The organism is Exiguobacterium sp. K1, from assembly GCF_033721435.1.
In the GTDB taxonomy this organism is placed as follows: domain Bacteria; phylum Bacillota; class Bacilli; order Exiguobacteriales; family Exiguobacteriaceae; genus Exiguobacterium_A; species Exiguobacterium_A artemiae.
In genome coordinates this window covers 185117-205256 of record NZ_JAOTIT010000004.1, presented here as the reverse complement: position 1 = coordinate 205256, position 20140 = coordinate 185117, and the positions used below count along the sequence as shown (strand labels likewise).

The following is a 20140-nucleotide window of genomic DNA, read 5'->3' as shown; positions in this document are numbered from 1 at the left end:
CATCCGGATGAACGATTCGACTCTCTTCCTTGTTTTTTCTTTGCCGAAAATTCAACCTGAAGTCAAAGCATTTCCGAGCAAATATGCTAAAATGGTTGTGGAACGAAAGGGGAGATTCTTATGGCAGCAAAAGACAATTCATTTGATATCGTGTCACAAATCAACATCGAAGAAGTTAAAAACGCGATGCAGGTTGCACTAAAGGAAATTACGAACCGCTTTGATTTCAAAGGATCAAAAAGCGACATGAAACTCGAGAAAGAAGATTTGATTCTGATCTCAGATGACGACTTTAAACTCGATCAAGTCAAAGATGTCCTGACAGCTAAACTCATCAAACGGGAAGTCCCGACGAAAAACCTGCAATACGAAAAAGTCGAGCAGGCAGCCGGAAATACTGTCCGTCAACGCGTTATTCTCAAAAGCGGAATCGATCGTGATGATGCTAAAAAAATCAATAACGCCGTCAAGGAATCAAAACTCAAGGTGAAAACTCAGATTCAAGACGATCAAATCCGTGTTACGGGAAAATCGCGCGATGACTTACAGCAAGTTATGCAAATCGTCCGTGAGTTGCCGTTATCGGTCGACGTCCAGTTCATTAATTTCCGTTAAGCATAAAAAATCCCTTGCTCCGGTTGGAGGAAGGGATTTTTTATGCTTATTGAGCGGTATATCCGCCGTCAAGAACGACCGCTTGACCGGTGACACCGGCTGCTTTGTCACTTGCGAGGAAGATCGCGTAGTCGGCAATCTCTTTGACTTGCAGTAAGCGATGTTGCGGAACGAGCGGGTAGATGACTTCTTCAAGTACCCGGTCGAGCGGCACATTCCGTGTTTCGGCAAGCGAAGACAATTGTTTTTGGACAAGCGGTGTATCAACATAACCCGGACAAATCGCATTGACGGTAATACCGGACGTTGCCCCTTCTAGTGCGGCAACTTTCGTCAAACCGATGACACCGTGTTTCGCACTGTTGTAAGCGGCTTTACCGGCAAATCCGATCAAACCGTTAATGGATGACATGTTCAGGATACGACCGAATCCTTGTTTTTTCATGATCGGGAACACGTATTTCGTATAGAGGAACGGTGCCCGTAACATGATGCTTTGAAGTAAATCAAATTTTTCAGTCGAGAACTCTTCGATTGGTGAAACATGTTGCATGCCGGCATTGTTGATGACGATATCGATCCGTCCGTAGTGACTCATCGTTTGTTCAATGCTTGACTGAATCGCCGCTTCACTTGTGACGTCCCCTGCGACAGCAAAGGCTTCGAATCCTTTACTTTGAAGTGTTTCCGCCGCCTGCTTGGCTGCATTCTCCTGTAAATCGACGATGACGACTTTTGCGCCTTCCTGTGCGAACTCTTCTGCAATTTCGAGACCGATTCCGCTTGCTGCTCCGGTAATTAATGCGACTTTTCCTTCAAGTTGTTTCATCTTCATCTACTCCTCTTTACTCGTTTGTTTCTTTTACTGTACGCTTAGGCAATAAATAATAAAAATGAATACTTGTTATGATAGATATAACAAAAACGAATAGGAGTGAATCAGATGGATTTTCGCCAGTTGGAATATTTTACGGAAGTCGCCCGCTTCAAAAGCTTTACAAAGGCGGCGGATCACCTGCACGTCACTCAGCCGACCCTCAGTAAGATGGTCCGCCATTTGGAAGAAGAACTCGATATTGAACTGTTCGATCGAAGTAAACGGCAAATCGTCTTAACGGATGCCGGCGAAACGTTACTTATCGAAGGCGAAAAGATACTCAATCAGCTCGCTGATCTGCCGTCTCATCTTTACGACGTCATGCACTTGACGAAAGGAACACTCCGAATCGGTGTCCCACCTTTGATCGGTTCCTTGTTTTTCCCGCGTCTGCTCCGTCTGTTCCGTGAACGGTATCCGATGGTGACGATTAACATTACGGAAGCCGGCGGACATGCACTTGAAAAGGCCGTCGTTGCCGGCGAAGTTGATTTGATTGCGACAGTCTTTCCAGCCGATGAACATTTGACGGTGTATCCCTTTATTGAAGAAGAACTACATTTGTTCTTACCGGAACACCATCCCCTCGCTGAGCAGTCATCGATTGCACTGGCGGATGTTGCCGACATGCCGTTCGTTCTTTTTAATGAAACGTTCTCTCTTCACGACGTCGTTTTACAGGCCTGTGACACAGCAGGATTTCAGCCGGCCGTCGCCCATGTCAGCTCGCAGTGGGACTTCTTGTGTCTGCTCGTCGCGGAAGGAAATGCCGTGACTGTTCTTCCGCGGTCTTTGGCACAGCAAATGACGATCAAAGGTGTGAAAACCATTCCGCTCGATGTCCGTGTACCGTGGCAGATCGGTGTCGCTGTCCCGACCGGACGCTATCAGTCTTATGTGACACGTGAATGGATTCGCTTCATTCAAGAAAATCATTCTTAAAATGAATGACACATATAAAAACCATGTATTTGTAGCATGAGTATTCTTCCTTTAAGATAAACCGTATCGTTCATAACAGAAAGGAAGTTATTCATCATGGCTACACACTTAAACAACCGACACGAAGTAGGACTTAAAAAATTAAACGAATTTACCGATACGAATTCTGCGCAATCAACACACGAAAAAATCGCCGAATCGTTAAAAGATATCGCTCCGGCAGTTGGTGAATGGATCACCGATTTTGCTTACGGGGAAGTATACAGCCGCAATGGGCTCGTCAATCGCGACCGCGCGATCGTCACGATCGCAACACTTGTCACCCAAGGAACTGAACCACAACTCGCGCTTCATATTAATACCGGATTAACGGCCGGATTAACAGGAAACGAAATCGTCGAAGCCATCATGCACCTTGTTCCTTATACCGGCTTCCCGCGTGTCCTTAACGCACTCGAAGTCGCAAAAGTTGTTTTCGCTGAACGCGGCGTGACCGTCGACCCGGCTTAATTAAAAACAGGATGAGCCGCATGAAACGCGGGGTATACTCTTATTACAAGGGAGCGATGCCACATGCAGTATGCACTCATCACCGATCTGCACAGTTCATTATCCGATACACGTGCTGTGTTGACAGCTATTCAACGGACGGCTCCGCAAGCAATTGTTTTTTCGCTCGGAGACGTCCACGAATGTCATATCGGAAAAAAACGGGCCAAGCGGTATACGTTTGAAGAAATCGAACAAGTCGTGACGCTTGATCCGGATTTTTTGAAGCTGCTGTTTTTTGAAACGTTGCTCGGAAATCAGGAAGAACGGTTGTTTTCATTGATTCCGACAGGCGTATCCCATTATCTCGATCAGCTGCGCTCATCGGATCGGACAAAACAAACGGATTCTGCTTTGTTCATTCATGGTGATCAATTGAAATGGAGTTATGATTTGACGCCCGACACCTCTTCTTATCCGGACCGGCTCTTATTTTTCGGTCACAGTCATGTACGCGGATTGTTTAAAGAGGGCAAACGATTAACCGTTCATCATGATATTCCGATTTCGATCAAACGCGGCCGTTACGCCATCAACGTCGGACCGGTTCTGGTCGAACGGGAATGGTTGCTGTACGATACGACGACCGAAACCATCACGTTTTATCGAGCCAAATGACTGCCTGACATGAAAAATCCCCCGTTCCTTCACAATTCGTGAAGGAACGGGGGATTTTGAGTTATCCGCTGTTACAGATAACGGACAAGAGAAGCACGAACTAAATCCACTTGTGTGAACTCTGTCTTATCGGCAAACTGGTTGACGACGTGACGGACTTCACCTTGACGACGGACGAAGCTTGTCGGAACCGGTGTTTTCCGGACCAATTGTTCGTATAACGTCGTCAACTGATGATCATCGATGACCGTCGTCATCTGATCAAGGAATAACAGGACATGGAGACGGTTCAAATAGTCCCACGGCTTGTCTTCCGAACGAAATTCATTGCGGGCCAACCATTTCTTCAAACCGATCGCATCAATCTGGTTCAACGTCTCTTTTGTACGGGGTGCTTTCCATAACGCCAGCAACTCACCGAGTTTTTTGCGTGTCTGCTTTTTCGTCATGAAGAACTCAAAGTTGGTTTTCGTATCGAGTGCGTCACCGCTGATTGGAGCAATTTGATCAGCTCCTGGTGCTGTCACGAAATCGAATACGAAATCAACTGATTCGCCCGGAAGCCATGCAGCGACTTTTCCGTGAAAGTCAGCAATAAAAGCGATCGATGCAGCTAAGTCTTCCTGGTTCATTTGTGTAGATGCGTGCTGTAACCGTTCCATTGTCTCTTTGTTCATATGATAACCCCATCTTTAATCTGATTTATTTTACATTTCTTCCGGAGCGCCGACGCCAAGCAGGCGTAATCCTTCCGTCAATACAATCGTAACCGATTTTACGAGTGCGAGGCGAGATTGTTTTTCCGCATCGTCTTCGAGGACACGAACCTGTCCGTAGTATTTATTGAAGCTTTGAGCCAAATCAAGGACATAACGGCTGATGATCGACGGTTCGCGGCGTGTAAACGCCCGGTCAATGACAGCCGAGAACTGGTTCAGCATCGATACGACACCCCATGAATAATCATCCGCACTTCCGTTGAACGCTGATCCGTCATAAGCACCTTTACGAAGCAGTGAATTTGCCCGTGCATTCGTATATTGGACGTATGGACCGGTTTCTCCTTCAAATTTCAACATCTGCTCGAGATCAAACTCAATGTTGTTCATGCGTTCATTTTTTAAATCATGGAAAATGACGGCGCCGACACCGACTTCGCGTGCTGTCTGTTCTGCATTGGCAAGGTTCGGATTTTTTTCAGCGATGTTTTGTTTGGCAACGTTAATTGCATCTTGAAGCACTTCTTCAAGCAGAACAATCCGTCCTTTACGTGTCGACATCTTTTTCCCGTCTTTCATGATTAAACCAAACGGAACATGGTGCATGCCGTCAACATTTTCAAATCCGAGTTTCTTCAGGACAGCAAACAGTTGTTTGAAGTGAAGGGCTTGTTCGCCGCCGACCACATAAAACGCCTGTTCGAAGCCGTAAGTCTCAAGACGATACACGGCAGCCGCCAAATCACGTGTCGCATACAGTGTCGCACCGTCTTTTTTCTTGATCAAGGCAGGAGGCATGCCTTCTGCTTCAAGGTCGACGACCATTGCGCCTTCCGACTCGACGAGCAAATCTTTTTCTTCCAATAAGTCGATGACGTGTTGCATTTTATCATTATAGAAGGCTTCTCCGTTTAAGCTGTCAAAGCTGACACCAAGCATTTCATATACACGGCTGAACTCGACGAGTGAGACTTCACGGAACCATGTCCAAAGTGCTGTCGCCTGTTCGTCCCCCTGCTCGAGTTTTTTGAACCAAGCCCGACCTTCGTCTTCTAAGCCTGGGTTTTCTTCCGCTTCTTCGTGGAAACGAACGTACAGTTTCAGCAATTCTTTGATCGGCTCAGAGCGGACATCTTCTTCTTTCCCCCACATATTGTAGGCAACCATCAATTTACCGAACTGAGTTCCCCAGTCTCCTAAATGGTTGATGCCGACGACCTCATATCCTTTTTTCCGTGAAATCTGGTTCAATGCATTTCCGATGACCGTCGAACGCAAATGTCCCATCGAGAATGGTTTTGCGATGTTCGGAGATGAGAAATCCGTGACGATCGTTTTTCCGTTCGGTTCGCTTGATCCGTATGCCTGTTGTTCTTCTAAGACACGTTTAATGATTTCACGCGAAACCACTTCCCGGTTCAGAAAGACGTTTACATACGGTCCGGCTGCCTGGACGTTTGAAAACAGCGGGTTATCGATTTTTTCAGCCAGTTCCGTCGCAATCATCATTGGAGCTTTGCGGAAGGCTTTTGCGAGTTGGAAACATGGGAAAGCCAGGTCTCCGTGATCCTCGTGCTTCGGCTGTTCGATCAGTTGTTCAATCTCTTCTTGTGACAGGGCGTCACCGATCACATCGTGTAATACTTGGGCATACTGTTGCTTGTAACTCATTTTATTTCCTCCAAACAATTATTTTTTCCAATAAAAAACGCCCTTTGCGCAACACGCAAAGAGACGGAAAGACCGCGGTACCACTCTTCTTGGTGTCGACGGTACGACACCCACTTTGACGGGGATAACGGGGTTCCCCCGGCTAGGCCTGATCACATGGATTCGGATAGCATCTCGGAAGTGCGTTTCACGATGGTCTAATCTGTTCAGGCTTCCACCATTCCCTGATTCGCTGGTCGATTACATCCTATCGTTACTTTCTTCGTCATCGATTGTCTGATATCTTTCACATTATACGCAATTCACCCCATTCTCTCAACCTTATTTTTTTGTAAATCTCTTATCATAATTTCCACAAAACGGGTATAAGTAGGGAAGGACTGTTAAAGGAGGGGGACGCACCATGGTCTACTATCAAAAAGTGGCACGAAACAGTTGGCTCGTCTTGTGTCTCGTCGCCAGCCTGCTTACCTTCACTTTACTTACACATCCGACACTCATTGACTTCCCACTCTCACTTGGCAATGCCGCCTACCTTCTCGCACTCATCATCCTGTTTCAGTTCGACAACATCCGGCGGGGAGGCATTTATTATACGTTTCAGGAAGGAATCATCTTATTCATCTTCCTTAACTACGGATTAGCGCCGTCTATCCTTCTCAGTCAGATTGGTATCATCATTTTTCAATATTTTTCTCACAAAAAAGAAATTCGCCGTCAACGCTTTTTATACTTGTATCCAATCAACGTTCTGTTTGATTTGGTTTATCTCGCCTGTCCATCCCTTGTCTATTTAGCACTCGGTGGACCGATTGGGACCGGTTTTACTTACTCGAAAGCGCTCCTTCCGCTTCTCGGATATTTAACGACCGTGATGCTCGTTTCCTATCTCCAGTGCCGGTTCGTCAATCGGATCCTCTACTTAAAATATGATTGGGTCCGCCTTGTCCGCCTGCAGACGCTGGTCTACGGTATCAGCATCTTATGTGCCCTGCTCGGAATCTGGTTTTACGATGAGAATCCGCTCATCGCCGCATCTGTCTCGACACTGATTTTATTTTTATTCAAACGTTTGCTCCAACAACGCGTGGAGACGATTGAAGCGAATGAGAAAGCCAAACGGTTTGATGACGCAAAAGAACACCTGCTGATTTCCCGGTTTGAACAAGAAACGATTGATTCCTTATTATGCGACTTGCCACACCTGATTGATTTCTCAGAAGGATGGATATCGATTCAGCAACAGCGTAAGCAAACGATCTACAACATACGAACGAAGACAATCATTGACGTGTTGCCTCTATTCCATTCCCTGTCGGCCGAACAGTTACACACCCCAATCATCCACGGTCTCCGATGCGATTGGGGCTCGGATATTCAAATCGATTTACCCGTTGACCGTCATTCGATGATTGCCATTCCGTCGATTACGAACGAAGATGTCGATGTATCGATCGTTCTGTTCCATCAAATTGCCGATGCCTATGATGCGACAAGTGCAGACGAGCTTTCGCGTTTGTTACGCATTTTTTGCCGGGTGGTGCACCGTTCACGGGAAACGTATCAACTGTACGCCGAAAGCCGGACGGATGCCTTGACGGAACTCGCCAACAGCCGTGCTTTTTATGAGGAAGGGGCCCAACAGTTTGCTTCCGACCGTTATCCGTTGTCGATTGTTTTATTTGATATCGACCACTTTAAGTATGTCAACGATACGTACGGGCATAAGGTCGGTGACCTCGTCCTGCGTGAACTCGGTCGCAGAATCCGGTCCATCCAGCAGAAAAAGCACAATGTCTTCGCAGCACGGTACGGCGGGGAGGAATTTGTCCTGTTACTTCATCAGTCTCCACAGAATCAGGCCATCGATGTCGCAGAAGAGGTCCGGCATGCTGTACTCGATCGACCGTTCGTCGTCGACGGACATCGTTTATCCATCACCATCAGCCTCGGCGTCGATACCGTCGAATATCAGTCGGAACGATCGTTTGAAGAATCGCTTCGTCAAGCGGATCATGCCCTTTATGTCGGAGGCAAACACAACGGTCGCAATTGTACTGCTCATTACGCTAATCTTTGAAAGGTCGTGACTATCTTGTCGATTACTGAAATTGAACGATTGGTTCCTACACTTGAAATGCCCCGAACGATCCGAATTTATCGTCCGACTGAACTCCCGGCCGATGAAGCACTCCCGGTCATCTATATGCACGATGGACAAAATGTATTCAGCGGTGAAACCGCCTCTTTCGGAAAAGGCTGGGAAGTCCATCATGCTTTACACACCGTTCAGTTACACGCGATGATCGTCGCCATCGACAGTCCGGATGACGGGATGGACCGTTACGATGAATATGCCCCCTGGACAGATGAAGCCCTTTTGATGCGCACTGCATATCCGTCTCATCGCAAGACGATCGGCGGTAACGGAAAACAATACATGCACTGGATTGTTCATGAATTAAAACCGTATATCGATGCGCAGTATGCGACGATTCCGACGGATACGACCATGATCGGCAGTTCCATGGGAGGTGTCATTTCACTGTACGGCCTATTTGCTTATCCGGAAGTCTTCACACGTGTGGCTGCTTTATCGACGGCCGGTTGGGCGAATTTTTCTTCTTTACTGGAATTCATCGAGCGCAGTCCGGGTTTATCAGAGGACCATCGTTGTTACATGGACGTCGGTACGAAGGAAGTCAGCGGACCGATGACAGAAAATGACTATCTGCATACGAACGAGGTTTTGGCGAAAGCGGTGCAGAAAAAAGTTCAACAAGCGGCTTATGAAATCATTCCGGGTGCCGTCCATCATGAAACCGAATGGGCAAAACGGATGCCGGATATTCTCCGCTTCTTATTTTCATCCTAAAAAAACAGGCTGACAAAATCCAGAATCCGGATTTTGTCAGCCTGTTTTATTTATACGCCGTCACTTTACCAATTCTTCCATCTGCTCTTTCACATAACGGTTGCGCGGGTGTTCCCGGCATTCGTCTGAACAAGATCGCATGACTTTCGGTTCACACTCTTCACAGCAGAAGTGTTGACGATTACATTCCGGATTTGCACAATTCACGTAACGTGTTTCGTCTTTCCCACAGTAATAGCATGTTGAGACGACGGTTGGATTCACTTCGTTGACCGGTACTTGGATGCGTTCGTCGAACACATACAATTCCCCTTCCCAGTCTTCTCCGCGTGTCGCTTCATCTTTCCCGTACATGACGACGCCGCCTTTAAGGTGGAAGATGTCATCACTGTTTTGACGTTTACGGAAATACGCTGTGAATTTCTCACAACGAACACCACCCGTGCAGTACGTCAGGACTTTTTTTCCTTCAAACAAGTGTTCATTTTCATCGAGCCATTGCGGAAACTCACGTGACGCATCGACATCGACCTTGACGGCATTTTTAAAATGACCGAGATCGTATTCGTAGTTGTTCCGAACATCGAGAATGACGACATCTTCATTTTGCATCATGTTTTTCCATTCGGCCGGTTCAAGATACGCGGCATGTTCTTCCGGGACGTTGAACTCGTCTTCAAAACGCCATGTGACCAGTTCGCTTTTATAACGAACGAAGATTTTTTTGAAGGCATGTTCGTCGACCTCATCGATTTTAAATTCGATATCATTAAACCGTGGGTCGGCAAGCAGGTCTTGCATGTATTGATCGGTTTGTTCGACTGTTCCGGATAAAGTACCGTTGATTCCTTCCGGAGCAATCAAGATTCTTCCTTTGATGCCGAGCTCTTTGCAATAAGCAAGGTGCTCTTTTGTTAATTGTTCCGCATTGTCGATCGGAACATACTTATAAAATAATAGTACGCGATAAGGTTTCATAATCCTCATTGGCCCCCATGTCAGTTTTTTGCAGTAAAACGAACGTTGGCGAACGAAGCGTCATAGCTATAAGCTAGCTGGGAACGCCTGCAAAACGCACCCATTTAAGTATAATACCAACTTCATTTGAAATGCACAATTACTAGTTTCAGAAGAAGCTCCGGACAAACTTTCTCCCTTTCTGGCGGGGAAAGAGTTAAAATAGAAATTAGCAGTTTATATTGTAAGGAGGATTCCGAATGCTCCAAACCGTCCGTCAGTGGATTGAACAGATGATTACGTTTCTCCAGGATCTTCCGGGTGGTGCTGCGACCGGATTGATCGCACCCTTTTTGGAATCACTTTTTCCGTTCCTCCCACTTGTTCTGATCATTTCCGCCAATGCCGCCACTTATGGATTTTGGATGGGTGTGCTCGTCTCTTGGGTCGGAAGCATGCTCGGCTCACTTGTTGTCTTTGCCTGTATCCGTTATTTATTCCGTCGCCCTGTCACGAGGTGGCTTGAACAACATAAAGCCGCTCAACAGTGGATTGAACGGGTTCGCCATATGAGTCCGATTTCGCTCGGTTTTTTCTTTTCCCTTCCGTTCATGCCGGCGTTCATCATTACAGCCATCTCCGCCATGATTCAACTGTCGCTTCGGACGTATTTGATTGCTGCCGGAGCAGGACGACTGATCGTCGTCATCATCTTCTCCTTAATCGGTAAAGAATGGTCGACATTTTTGGAACGGCCGATCCGGCTTGTTTTTCTGTTCCTGATTTTACTCGCCATCTGGGGAGTCAGCCGCGGCGTCGAAGAAATCATCAAGCGCCGTGCCTTGGCACGACGTTCGAAGTCATTACGTGAGCTTGAACAAGAAATCGAGCACAATAACAAATGATTTACCTCTAAAGATACATCCTGATGAAGGGTGTGTCTTTTAATTATGCTGTTTCATCACGCTTTTCTAAGGTTTGAATCCATTTTCCAGAGCAGGACTTTTGAATCATTTTTTGAAATCAATATGTTATTAAAATAACGTTCACATTTTGTTCACCATTGAAAACGCTTACAATTAATTGGTAAGACCAATACTAGTATAATATCTCTGTTTCCCCCTTCTAAATTAGGATAGATTTTCCAAAGTAAGTGTCTCTATAATGAATTTAAATTCATTTTCAAAGGAGGCGTCCCATGCATCAGGTATCCGAAACAGCTAAGACGGAAACAACACGCTCTGCTGAAGCGATTGTCGAAAGTCCATCATTTAAACAATTGATGCGAGAAAAAAAGGCATTCATCTTACCTGCTATTCTATTTTGTCTCATTTTTTATTTTACGTTGCCTATCATGACCAGCTATTTTACCTTCTTGAATCGGCCGTTGCTTGGTGATATTACAGGAGCTTGGGTATTCGCTTTCCTGCAGTTCATCATGACGTGGACGTTCTGTACCCTTTACAGCAAAAAAGCGCGTTCGTTTGATCGGTTGGTCGAACAAATCAAGGAGGAATCGAAATGAACTATACAGCTGTCGCCCTATTCGCCGCGATTGTCGGGTTGACACTCGTCATTACATACTTCGCCGCCCGTAAAACGAAGACGGCAAACGATTTTTATACCGCGGACGGTGGTTTGACCGGTGCCCAAAACGGAATTGCCATTGCCGGCGACTATATGTCAGCTGCTTCTTTCCTTGGAATTGCCGGAATGATTGCCTTGGCCGGATTTGACGGATTCTTTTATTCGATCGGTTTCCTGGTCGCCTACCTCGTCGTTCTTTACCTTGTCGCCGAACCGTTGCGTAATTTAGGAAAATATACGATGGCAGATATGATTGCTGCCCGCTTTAATGCCTCGAAAGTTCGGGGTGTCGCAGCGATGAACTCCATCGTCATCTCCATTTTCTATATGATTGCCCAGTTGGTCGGAGCCGGTGCCCTCATTGAGTTATTACTCGGGATTCCTTATACGACAAGTGTCATCATCGTCGGTATTTTGATGACGGTGTACGTTGTGTTCGGCGGGATGACGGCCACTTCCTGGGTGCAAATCATCAAAGCCATTCTGTTGATGGCCGGAACAGCTGTTATTTCCTTTATGGTATTTGCTAAATTCGACTTCTCAGTCATGAAGATGTTTTCGGAAGTGAAACAAGCAACGCCGCTCGGTGATTCATTCCTGAACCCCGGTAATAAGTTTAAGTTGCCGCTCGATACGATTTCCTTAAACTTGGCACTTGTTCTCGGAACAGCCGGCTTGCCGCATATCTTAATCCGCTTCTTTACGGTTAAAGATGCACCGACTGCCCGGAAATCAGTAGTGTATGCGACCTGGATCATCGGTGCGTTTTATATCTTAACGATTTTCCTCGGCTTTGGAGCCGCAGCTTTCGTCGGAGCAGATGACATCATTGCTGCGAATGCTGCCGGTAACATGGCGGCCCCTCTCCTTGCGCAGGCGCTTGGCGGAGACTTACTGTTCGCCTTTGTTGCAGCTGTTGCTTTTGCGACCATCCTTGCCGTCGTCGCCGGACTCGTTTTATCGGCTGCTTCCGCCTTTGCCCATGATTTCTACAGTCACATCCTGCGCAAAGGACAAGCGACGGAAAAAGAACAAATGACGGCTGCCCGTCTCGCCTCCATTGCCGTCGCACTCGTTTCGATGGTACTGGCATTATTCGCGCAATCGATGAATGTCGCGTTCCTCGTTTCACTGGCCTTTGCAGTTGCAGCCAGTGCTAACCTGCCCGTCATTTTGCTGACGATTTTCTGGCGCCGTTTCAATACTGGCGGAGCTGTCACAGGTATGGTCGTCGGTCTTTTCTCTTCACTGCTTCTAGTCGCGCTCAGTCCTAACATCTGGGCAGTCGACGGTTCAGCCTTATTCGTCGGGGAAGCGTTATTCCCACTGTCGAATCCGGGAATTGTTTCGATTCCACTTGGTTTTCTAGGTGCGATCATCGGAACACTTGTTACGAAATCGGACGAAGTGGCCGGTAACTTCGAACGTATTCTTGTCAAAGCCAATACCGGTATTGATACCGCAACTGAAGTTGCGGCATCAAAAGAATAATCCCCTTAACGGCTCCTTCAACCCCCTTGAAGGAGCCGTTCCCTTTTACATTTTGCGAAGGGATTGCCATACTAACCGTATGAAAGAACGTGAAAGGAATGTCTCAAATGGAATTTTATTATTTTTTACCGCTCGGCTTTTTCATTGGTATCATCTCCGGTTTCTTCGGAATCGGCGGCGGCATCATCTTAACACCGCTTTTGCTGATTCTCGGTTTTGCCCCGAGCGTCGCCATCGCGACCAGCTTAATGTTGACGCTCGGCTCGACCGTATCTGGTACGCTCTCACACTTGCGCCTTAAAAATGTGGTCTGGCGTGACAGTCTGGTCGTCGGTCTCGTCGGGATCATCGGTTCTACCATCGCAACGCCGATCGTTCTCCGCTTGGAAGAAGTGAACGGTGCCCATCTCGTCATCTCGATCGTCTATATTGGTTTGCTGCTGTATTTCGCCAATAAATTTTTACGTCCCAAAACAACGACCGGATCACAGACCGGTTGGAAAAACCGTTACCTGGCGCTTGGATTCATCGGATTGTTTGCCGGATTCATCTCGTCGTTACTCGGTGTCAGCGGCGGTTTCATCATCACGCCGCTCCTCGTCGGTATCGCCGGATATGAGTTGAAGCGTGCAGTCGGAACAAGTATTGCTTCCGCTTTACTGATCGTCCTGTCCGGTCTCGTCAACTATACGGTCGCAAGTACCGATGTCGATCTGCTCGTCGGAGTTATGCTGATCATCGGAGCGTTACTCGGTGCACCGATCGGGGCCAAACAATTGGCGCATTTCGACAGCCCGTTCGTCAAAAAATATCTCGGTATTTTTTATCTGACCGTTGCAACAAGCGTTCTTCTTGAGGTCCTTCATTTCAATACGGCTTCACTGATTGTCTTGATTGTCCTCAGTCTTGTCTTCTTGCTGACACTTGTCGTCTACAGTCGTAAACGCTCTGTCCGCCGCTGATTCTTTGTATAATCTCGCCTTCCGACAGTTCCCCGGTAAATCCGGTTAACTGTCGGGAGGTTTTTTGTGTCTGATTTTGACGTGGAGTCGTTTTGTATTTTGTTAAAATTTACAACTTACAGGAATTTCTTTGTGCTTGTACACAACCAAAGATATACTTACTTCAATAGGATTTTTTAAATAGAGAAAGAAGGTCTGATTTTTATGTTGGAAGCGACGTATCATTCCCTTGAGGATTTAGCCGAAGCGATTGGTGTCGCACTGAGTGCTCCCATTACGATCGAGGACCGGAATCACCGGTTACTTGCCTACAGCACACACACAGCTGATACGGATCCGGCCCGGATTGCAACGATTATCGGGCGGCGCGTCCCCGAATCGGTCATCGATCAACTGTGGAAAGACGAAGTCATCCAGAATCTTGCTGCGCAAGACGAACCTTTAATCATTTCAGCCCGGACGGGTGTCGGATTGAATGACCGCGTCGCGATTGCAATCAAACAGGACACAGAAATTTTAGGGTATATTTGGTCGATTGCCCGCAGCACTCCCTTTTCGGAAACGGAGTTATCCGATTTAAAAAAAGGAGCGTTGCTTGCCCAGCGCCAGTTGCTCGCGATCGACATGCAAAAGAAACGCCAGGAAGAAAAAACGGAACAATTCTTTTTTGAACTACTGCATGAAGACATGCCCGAATCGGAAATTTTAAAGACCTTCTCTAAGTTACATGTTGCGCCACCCGGAATCAGCCGTCTGATGGTGATCCGGTTTTCAGAAGCCATCACGCCGCGACTCGCGGATCGTTTACGCTATTTGCTGACTATCCAGCAAACCGTCCGACCGCTTTTGTACGCATATGATGAAACTGATTTTATTTTGTGGATCAGCACAAACGATCAAGATGCCCATCATGAACGACTCCAGTTCGATGCGTTCATCCAGTCATTCCGACAGATGCTCGCGGAACGGTTTAATTATACGAACTTCATCTCTGCCAGCAGCGAAGTGTTTACCGGCGTCCAATCGATTCCGGAACGGTACGAGGAAACCGGCATCGTTCTGCGGTTAAAAGATGCTTTTCCGTTTGAACTCAGTACGGTTACACGATATGAACGTCTTGGTCTGTTTCAACTCTTGCCGATTTTTTCCGAACGGTTGCGCAGAAGAACTGTCCGCTTGGAAGAAATCGAACGCTTGCGTTCCTATGACGAGAAGCATGCCGCTTCACTTTGCGAGACGTTGGAATGGTTCCTTCATTATGACGGAAACGTCAAACAGGTCGCTTCCCATCTTCATGTCCACCCGAACACGATTTTATACCGGATGCGAAGAATCGAAGAAGAAGCCGGTATTCGGATGGAGTCGCTTCCGGAACGGGCCCTTCTCTACCTATACCTAAAAGCAGACCGTTATCCTTTGTGATTTTTCACAAAGGATTGCTTGTATTTTTGAAATCGCCGATAAAGTAGAACGCTTTCATTTCTCGTATACTGAAGAAGAAGTGACACACTGTTTGTTTATTCGCGAAAGGGGATCGCATTTATGATCATCGGAGTATTAAAGGAAATCAAAAACAATGAAAACCGTGTCGCGTTAACGCCTGCTGGGGTAGCAGCATTAACGGGTCAAGGACATACGGTCATCGTCGAAACAACTGCTGGTATGGGGAGCGGCTTTACAAACGAAGAGTACACGCAAGCAGGGGCACAAATCATCGAGACAGCGGCTGAAGTTTGGGCGACTGCAGAACTCGCACTGAAAGTGAAAGAACCGGTTGCTTCAGAATATCAATACTTCCGTCCGGAACTGACACTGTTCACATATCTTCACCTGGCTGCAGAACCTGAATTGACACGCGCACTCGTCGATTCAAAAATTACAGCTATCGCATACGAAACGGTCGAAAAAAACCGGACATTACCACTCTTGACACCAATGAGCGAAGTCGCCGGCCGGATGGCATCACAAATCGGAGCGCAGTTCCTCGAAAAACCACACGGCGGCATGGGAATCCTGCTCGCAGGTGTTCCGGGTGTCCGTCGCGGTAAAGTAACGGTCATCGGCGGTGGTGTCGTTGGAACAAACGCAGCGAAACTTGCGGTTGGTCTCGGTGCAGACGTAACAATCATCGATGTCAGTCCGGAACGTCTTCGTCAACTCGATGATATTTTCGGTAATTCCATCAACACATTGATTTCAAACCCGTATACGATCGCAGAAGCTGTCGCTGAAAGTGATCTCGTTGTCGGTGCCGTCTTGATTCCTGGAGCAAAAGCTCCGAAACTTGTCACGGCTGAAATGGTCGAGCGGATGAAACCGGGTTCTGTCATCGTTGACGTAGCGATCGACCAAGGTGGAATCTTCGAAACAGTCGATCGTATTTCGACACACGATGATCCGACATATGAGAAGTTCGGTGTCGTTCACTATGCGGTCGCCAACATGCCAGGTGCAGTTCCACGCACATCGACACTCGCTTTGACGAACGCGACACTTCCTTATGTATTAGAGCTTGCGAACAAAGGCACGCATCGCGCGCTGGCTGAAAACGCCGCTCTTGAAAAAGGTCTGAACGTTGCCCAAGGATTCGTCACGTACGAAGCAGTTGCACGCGATCTTGGATACACGTACAAATCGGTGGAAGATGTGCTTCATCTACACGCTTAAGCCTATCTGATAAAGACAAGAAACAGCCCGTTGCTGAAGCAATGGGCTGTTTCTTGTCTTCTCTTTCCATTATCATGAAGATATCACATGACATAAGGTGGTCTTCACATGATCCATACGTTACAAGCACAATCAAATGAGATTACAATCCCTTTCGCAGAGCTTGATCTGTTGTCGCATTTGACGTCTGAATTTGAACCCAAGCTGTTTCAGCAAAAAATTGAACGCCTGCACCAGTTGGACCCTGGGCATCCGCTTCCCGGGATTGCCAAAGCCTATGCTTTCTTTCACGAACAAAACTTTTCAGCCGCACGTCGACAACTTGAACAGGCACGTTCCGAAACCGGTGATCATGTCCGGGCGCACCTGCTGCTCGGTTTGATGAGTGAAGTCGAAAACTTTCAACATGAGGCCGAACGGCATTTCCTGGATGCGTTGTCGCTTTTTCCGGAGGAGCCGAGTGTGCATCGTCATTTAGCCGTTCATTATCACGAACGGGAATTTTTCGGCGAGGCCGCGTCTCATGCACTCCAATACCTGAAAAAAATCGGTCCCGGTGGAGAAGGGACCTTGATGACCATCGATATGATGCAGTCGATGCCGGGGCATGATGAACATGTGCTGGAGTCTCTTTACTCATTGCTGTTCGAAATTCCGGAACACCACCACGATATGGTGTTCCATTCGATTGCCGCCAACAATGCGGAAATGCGTTATGAGTTATTCCATCAGGCACTGGACGGCGAACCGGATGAAGCAACCGTCTTTCGGCTCGATTCCATGCTTTCCCTGATGGTCGAACACAGCATGTGGGCAGCCGTCTACGATCAGACGAAAGACCGGATGTGTCGGACCGTTTTTGATACGCTTTGCCGTGACTTGACGTATCGCCATGCCGGAATCCGGTCCATTCCGCTCTACCTGACGATCCGGTCCCGGTATTTCATGCGTTGTCTGTTGCACCGTTCGTAATTCACAGGGCGAATGCGACAAGAGCTCCGATCGTCAGCGGAATCAACAGGTTATCGGTATCCCGGTAAGAGACCGCTTCGATCAAGGCCGCAATGTTGGCCAGTAAAAAACCGTAACTGACGGCAAGCCAAGCCGGTTCTTCATACAATAGGAAGGTCACTGTCAACACAAGAAACGAGGCGAGAAACATCGCGATGCTACCTTCGAACGAACGACGGATTTTTCCGCGGGTGTAGAATGTTTTCCCAAAGCGTTTTCCGACGAGGGCGGCTAATCCGTCTCCCCAGGCAAGGACCATACTTCCTGCGACAAGCGCCATCGGTTCCTGTTCGAAAAAGAACAGAACCAGCAGGGCCAAGGCCATCGGGTAATACACTGTTCCATACGAAACCCGTTCCACCTGATTCATCCGCCCGGTCCCTCGTTTCAATGTAATCCAATTGATCAGTGTGAAAAAAAGCAGCGGTGTGATGGCGACATACCAATGCTCCATCCAAGCGAGGGCTAAAAACACCCAGTGCCCGACCGCGATATGAATCCACTTCCGTATCGTCTCGGGTTGCATCTGCAATTTTTTTCCCGTCCATTCGAGAAGGGCTAAGACGATTCCAACGATGACGATTGTTCCGACTGCAGCAATCCACTCCATACGAATCCCCCTTTTTTGATAGTTTCATTGTACTTCGTTCAATTGGCGTTTGCTCTTTCGAACCTTCATTTGTTAACATAAGGTCAAATGACGTTCTAGAGAGGAAGTATTCTGCATGTATGATGCTCAAGCAGTACAAACGTTATCCAGTTGCCTGCTTCGTTTAAAAGAAGGCAAAGGAATCGGGACACTTGTGTCAGAAGATGAGGCCGATCTGCCGAAAGTAATGACCCGTCTCAAACAGTTCGATCCTTCCAAAAACGGTTTATCCATTAATGAAATCGTTCACCTTGCCAATGCATTGATCGGGGAACATATGTCAGCAACGACGATTCAAAATTGGACGAAGCGCGAAGTCCGTGACATCATCGGCGTTCCGCACCGGGGTAAGAAGTATTCCATTAACCAGGCTGCCATCATTTACTTACTGGATGATTTAAAGCATTTGTTTTCCCTGGAGGAAACACGTGAATTATTGACGATTGTCTTCAAAAATCCAAACATTGATGAAGATGATTTAATCAGTCCGCTTGACTTCTATCTTGTGTATACACAACATGCGGAAACAAGCGGTCCGATCGAGTTGACGGAAAAACGCTTGAGACGGTCCTTAGAGCGCATCAACGCCTACCGCCCTGAAACTGTCCACGTTCTCCAACTGTGCCTCTATGCGCGCCGTATATCGCATCTGACGCACGAAGCGAAGCAACGTCTTCAACATGTCTTACAAACTTAATAAAAAAGATGTCCGGTCATCATCGATGGCCGGACATCTTTTTTATTTTAGACTGCTGTAAGTGACTTGTAGTTGACGTTATTCGTCAGGCTCTTTAGAACCGAGAGTAATTCGTACATCGAAAGCTTATCCGCATCTTTGACGAGACGGTATTCATCGCCGTCTTGCAGCAATTCTGCGACGACTTCTCCCGCTGAACTCCGTACTGAGAATTTTCCTTTTGTCAGGTCGAAGGAAATGGTGTACGTACCTCGTTCGTAAACGTTGTACTCACATTTCTTCGAGAAGAGTGAAAATTTCTCACGCATTTGACCTACTTCTTGACCATCGTGGTTCATCACGACCCATTTCTTGCATGTCGGGATGAACTTACCAAACGCTACCCCTCTACCTTCACCATTCATTACTTGAACACGACCTGTATCGTCGTGTTGAACCGCCCCAATCATTTGGTGGGATTCATCATAAATCGCGGCATGACCTTGCGAAAAAACGCAACCCTGCACATAGACAACTTTGCGCAACAGAAATTCTCCTCTCACTGCTAAAAAGTGCTGGTATTTCGTCCCCAGTATATTTAGACATTCCGTATAATTTTGATTTTCTTTATCTGACTGATATTTCGTTAACGAAAATGATTATTGCACCGTTTGAACAAATTGACAACCCCCTTTTGTCGACAATCATTCGACAACATTAGCGAAAGCCAATTTCATGAGCAAATTCCAGTAATTCGTTCCGATCAATCAACCGAACCTGATTCGGTTCTGCCAGACGATACGCGGCTTCCGTATAGGTCGAGTTCGTCACGACCCATCCTTCATCCATACCGTAAAACGGGACGGCCGCCGCCACTTGTTGAACGGCTTCGAGTCCTACGACCGAACCATATCGTTTCGCTTGAATCGCAATCCTATACCCTTGTGCGTCTTCAATCAATAAATCTGCTCCGAAATCACGTGAGGCCGGTGTCAACTCGACACGATACCCGGCTTTTTCAAAAAGCTCGACCAACCATTCCTCAAACTCTCGTCCTTCCATCCGGTCCAGCCGATTGGCGAGTGACGGTGTCAGGAAGGAAAGGATTAAAAAGAGTGTACACCCTACTATACTGACAATCAAGATTAAAGGTTCCCAAGAACTCGAAAAAAAATAAGCAGCGGCTCCCCCGCCTCCTGCAAATAAGAAGGCAATCATTCTTCGTTTCGTATGTGTTTGCATCGTTTTGTTCCGCCCTTCCGAGTCCGCTCGTC

21 protein-coding genes and 1 other annotated feature are annotated in these 20140 nt (G+C 47.2%); of the genes, 14 read left to right on the top strand and 7 right to left on the bottom strand.

The features are described from left to right. Window positions 1-120 precede the first annotated feature (120 nt). A complete protein-coding gene (locus tag N7U64_RS10755) occupies window positions 121-615 on the top strand; it encodes a YajQ family cyclic di-GMP-binding protein (RefSeq protein WP_012371716.1) in 495 nt (164 codons plus the stop codon). 46 nt (window positions 616-661) lie between these two features. Here N7U64_RS10755 and N7U64_RS10750 read toward each other — a convergent pair whose 3' ends face one another. Further along, entirely contained in the window at window positions 662-1444 is a 783-nt protein-coding gene (locus N7U64_RS10750; protein WP_290828159.1) for a 3-hydroxybutyrate dehydrogenase, read from the bottom strand. Window positions 1445-1558: 114 nt separating this feature from the next. On the opposite strand from N7U64_RS10750, the gene N7U64_RS10745 reads away from it, so the two are divergent. The 3 genes from N7U64_RS10745 (at window position 1559) to N7U64_RS10735 (ending at window position 3601) form a co-directional block, all read left to right on the top strand. After that, window positions 1559-2434, top strand: coding sequence for a LysR family transcriptional regulator (locus tag N7U64_RS10745; protein ID WP_318929771.1), 876 nt, complete (start codon window positions 1559-1561; stop codon window positions 2432-2434). Window positions 2435-2530: 96 nt separating this feature from the next. Beyond that, entirely contained in the window at window positions 2531-2944 is a 414-nt protein-coding gene (locus N7U64_RS10740; RefSeq protein ID WP_290828155.1) for a carboxymuconolactone decarboxylase family protein, read from the top strand. A gap of 63 nt (window positions 2945-3007) precedes the next feature. Continuing rightward, the gene (locus N7U64_RS10735; protein ID WP_012371720.1) at window positions 3008-3601 is read left to right on the top strand and encodes a metallophosphoesterase family protein; all 594 of its coding nucleotides are present in this window, start codon (window positions 3008-3010) and stop codon (window positions 3599-3601) included. A gap of 71 nt (window positions 3602-3672) precedes the next feature. Here the strand turns inward: N7U64_RS10735 and N7U64_RS10730 are convergent, their stop codons facing one another. Continuing rightward, window positions 3673-4278 carry a hypothetical protein gene (locus N7U64_RS10730; protein ID WP_214766471.1) on the bottom strand — a complete coding sequence of 202 codons (606 nt, stop codon included), beginning with the start codon at window positions 4276-4278 and terminating at the stop codon, window positions 3673-3675. 30 nt (window positions 4279-4308) lie between these two features. Continuing rightward, entirely contained in the window at window positions 4309-5991 is a 1683-nt protein-coding gene (argS, locus tag N7U64_RS10725) for an arginine--tRNA ligase (RefSeq protein ID WP_318929770.1), read from the bottom strand. 56 nt (window positions 5992-6047) lie between these two features. After that, window positions 6048-6269, bottom strand: a binding site (T-box leader). Between the two features lie 125 nt (window positions 6270-6394). Between argS and N7U64_RS10720 the strand changes: the two genes are divergently transcribed. Next, the gene (locus N7U64_RS10720; protein ID WP_318929769.1) at window positions 6395-8071 is read left to right on the top strand and encodes a GGDEF domain-containing protein; all 1677 of its coding nucleotides are present in this window, start codon (window positions 6395-6397) and stop codon (window positions 8069-8071) included. A 15-nt stretch (window positions 8072-8086) separates the two neighbouring features. Next, complete coding sequence (locus tag N7U64_RS10715) at window positions 8087-8866, top strand: alpha/beta hydrolase (protein ID WP_012371724.1); 780 nt, start codon at window positions 8087-8089, stop codon at window positions 8864-8866. Window positions 8867-8926: 60 nt separating this feature from the next. Here the strand turns inward: N7U64_RS10715 and N7U64_RS10710 are convergent, their stop codons facing one another. Further along, window positions 8927-9844 (bottom strand): rhodanese-related sulfurtransferase, encoded by a 918-nt coding sequence (locus tag N7U64_RS10710; protein WP_012371725.1) that lies wholly within the window; start codon window positions 9842-9844, stop codon window positions 8927-8929. A 239-nt stretch (window positions 9845-10083) separates the two neighbouring features. Here N7U64_RS10710 and N7U64_RS10705 point away from each other — a divergent pair, with 239 nt between their 5' ends. The 7 genes from N7U64_RS10705 (at window position 10084) to N7U64_RS10675 (ending at window position 17502) form a co-directional block, all read left to right on the top strand. Then, complete coding sequence (locus N7U64_RS10705) at window positions 10084-10728, top strand: TVP38/TMEM64 family protein (RefSeq protein WP_131503486.1); 645 nt, start codon at window positions 10084-10086, stop codon at window positions 10726-10728. 293 nt (window positions 10729-11021) lie between these two features. Continuing rightward, the gene (locus N7U64_RS10700) at window positions 11022-11348 is read left to right on the top strand and encodes a DUF485 domain-containing protein (protein WP_318929768.1); all 327 of its coding nucleotides are present in this window, start codon (window positions 11022-11024) and stop codon (window positions 11346-11348) included. Continuing rightward, window positions 11345-12901, top strand: a complete 1557-nt coding sequence (locus N7U64_RS10695; RefSeq protein ID WP_012371728.1) for a cation acetate symporter — start codon at window positions 11345-11347, stop codon at window positions 12899-12901. Before N7U64_RS10700 ends, N7U64_RS10695 begins: the two co-directional genes overlap by 4 nt. A gap of 107 nt (window positions 12902-13008) precedes the next feature. Then, entirely contained in the window at window positions 13009-13863 is an 855-nt protein-coding gene (locus N7U64_RS10690) for a sulfite exporter TauE/SafE family protein (RefSeq protein WP_318929767.1), read from the top strand. A gap of 204 nt (window positions 13864-14067) precedes the next feature. Beyond that, window positions 14068-15285, top strand: coding sequence for a PucR family transcriptional regulator (locus tag N7U64_RS10685; protein WP_114596638.1), 1218 nt, complete (start codon window positions 14068-14070; stop codon window positions 15283-15285). Window positions 15286-15405: 120 nt separating this feature from the next. Beyond that, on the top strand, window positions 15406-16530 hold the full coding sequence (gene ald, locus N7U64_RS10680) for an alanine dehydrogenase (protein ID WP_026827186.1): 1125 nt from the start codon (window positions 15406-15408) through the stop codon (window positions 16528-16530). Window positions 16531-16638: 108 nt separating this feature from the next. Continuing rightward, window positions 16639-17502 carry a tetratricopeptide repeat protein gene (locus tag N7U64_RS10675; protein WP_012371732.1) on the top strand — a complete coding sequence of 288 codons (864 nt, stop codon included), beginning with the start codon at window positions 16639-16641 and terminating at the stop codon, window positions 17500-17502. 1 nt (window position 17503) lies between these two features. On the opposite strand, the gene N7U64_RS10670 is transcribed toward N7U64_RS10675, so the two are convergent. Continuing rightward, window positions 17504-18151, bottom strand: a complete 648-nt coding sequence (locus N7U64_RS10670; RefSeq protein WP_131503489.1) for a diacylglycerol/polyprenol kinase family protein — start codon at window positions 18149-18151, stop codon at window positions 17504-17506. Window positions 18152-18266: 115 nt separating this feature from the next. On the opposite strand from N7U64_RS10670, the gene N7U64_RS10665 reads away from it, so the two are divergent. Then, complete coding sequence (locus N7U64_RS10665) at window positions 18267-18887, top strand: DUF1836 domain-containing protein (protein ID WP_012371734.1); 621 nt, start codon at window positions 18267-18269, stop codon at window positions 18885-18887. 47 nt (window positions 18888-18934) lie between these two features. On the opposite strand, the gene N7U64_RS10660 is transcribed toward N7U64_RS10665, so the two are convergent. Continuing rightward, a complete protein-coding gene (locus N7U64_RS10660) occupies window positions 18935-19411 on the bottom strand; it encodes a hypothetical protein (protein ID WP_012371735.1) in 477 nt (158 codons plus the stop codon). Between the two features lie 172 nt (window positions 19412-19583). After that, window positions 19584-20108 (bottom strand): restriction endonuclease, encoded by a 525-nt coding sequence (locus N7U64_RS10655; RefSeq protein ID WP_012371736.1) that lies wholly within the window; start codon window positions 20106-20108, stop codon window positions 19584-19586. Between the last annotated feature and the right edge of the window lie 32 nt (window positions 20109-20140).

Bases quoted from the DNA above. Each gene is read 5' to 3' on its own strand.
- N7U64_RS10755 (WP_012371716.1), top strand. From the start codon at position 121: ATGGCAGCAAAAGACAATTCATTTGATATCGTGTCACAAATCAACATC.
- N7U64_RS10750 (WP_290828159.1), bottom strand. From the start codon at position 1,444: ATGAAACAACTTGAAGGAAAAGTCGCATTAATTACCGGAGCAGCAAGC.
- N7U64_RS10745 (WP_318929771.1), top strand. From the start codon at position 1,559: ATGGATTTTCGCCAGTTGGAATATTTTACGGAAGTCGCCCGCTTCAAA.
- N7U64_RS10740 (WP_290828155.1), top strand. From the start codon at position 2,531: ATGGCTACACACTTAAACAACCGACACGAAGTAGGACTTAAAAAATTA.
- N7U64_RS10735 (WP_012371720.1), top strand. From the start codon at position 3,008: ATGCAGTATGCACTCATCACCGATCTGCACAGTTCATTATCCGATACA.
- N7U64_RS10730 (WP_214766471.1), bottom strand. From the start codon at position 4,278: ATGAACAAAGAGACAATGGAACGGTTACAGCACGCATCTACACAAATG.
- argS (WP_318929770.1), bottom strand. From the start codon at position 5,991: ATGAGTTACAAGCAACAGTATGCCCAAGTATTACACGATGTGATCGGT.
- N7U64_RS10720 (WP_318929769.1), top strand. From the start codon at position 6,395: ATGGTCTACTATCAAAAAGTGGCACGAAACAGTTGGCTCGTCTTGTGT.
- N7U64_RS10710 (WP_012371725.1), bottom strand. From the start codon at position 9,844: ATGAAACCTTATCGCGTACTATTATTTTATAAGTATGTTCCGATCGAC.
- N7U64_RS10705 (WP_131503486.1), top strand. From the start codon at position 10,084: ATGCTCCAAACCGTCCGTCAGTGGATTGAACAGATGATTACGTTTCTC.
- N7U64_RS10700 (WP_318929768.1), top strand. From the start codon at position 11,022: ATGCATCAGGTATCCGAAACAGCTAAGACGGAAACAACACGCTCTGCT.
- N7U64_RS10695 (WP_012371728.1), top strand. From the start codon at position 11,345: ATGAACTATACAGCTGTCGCCCTATTCGCCGCGATTGTCGGGTTGACA.
- N7U64_RS10690 (WP_318929767.1), top strand. From the start codon at position 13,009: ATGGAATTTTATTATTTTTTACCGCTCGGCTTTTTCATTGGTATCATC.
- N7U64_RS10685 (WP_114596638.1), top strand. From the start codon at position 14,068: ATGTTGGAAGCGACGTATCATTCCCTTGAGGATTTAGCCGAAGCGATT.
- ald (WP_026827186.1), top strand. From the start codon at position 15,406: ATGATCATCGGAGTATTAAAGGAAATCAAAAACAATGAAAACCGTGTC.
- N7U64_RS10675 (WP_012371732.1), top strand. From the start codon at position 16,639: ATGATCCATACGTTACAAGCACAATCAAATGAGATTACAATCCCTTTC.
- N7U64_RS10670 (WP_131503489.1), bottom strand. From the start codon at position 18,151: ATGGAGTGGATTGCTGCAGTCGGAACAATCGTCATCGTTGGAATCGTC.
- N7U64_RS10665 (WP_012371734.1), top strand. From the start codon at position 18,267: ATGTATGATGCTCAAGCAGTACAAACGTTATCCAGTTGCCTGCTTCGT.
- N7U64_RS10655 (WP_012371736.1), bottom strand. From the start codon at position 20,108: ATGCAAACACATACGAAACGAAGAATGATTGCCTTCTTATTTGCAGGA.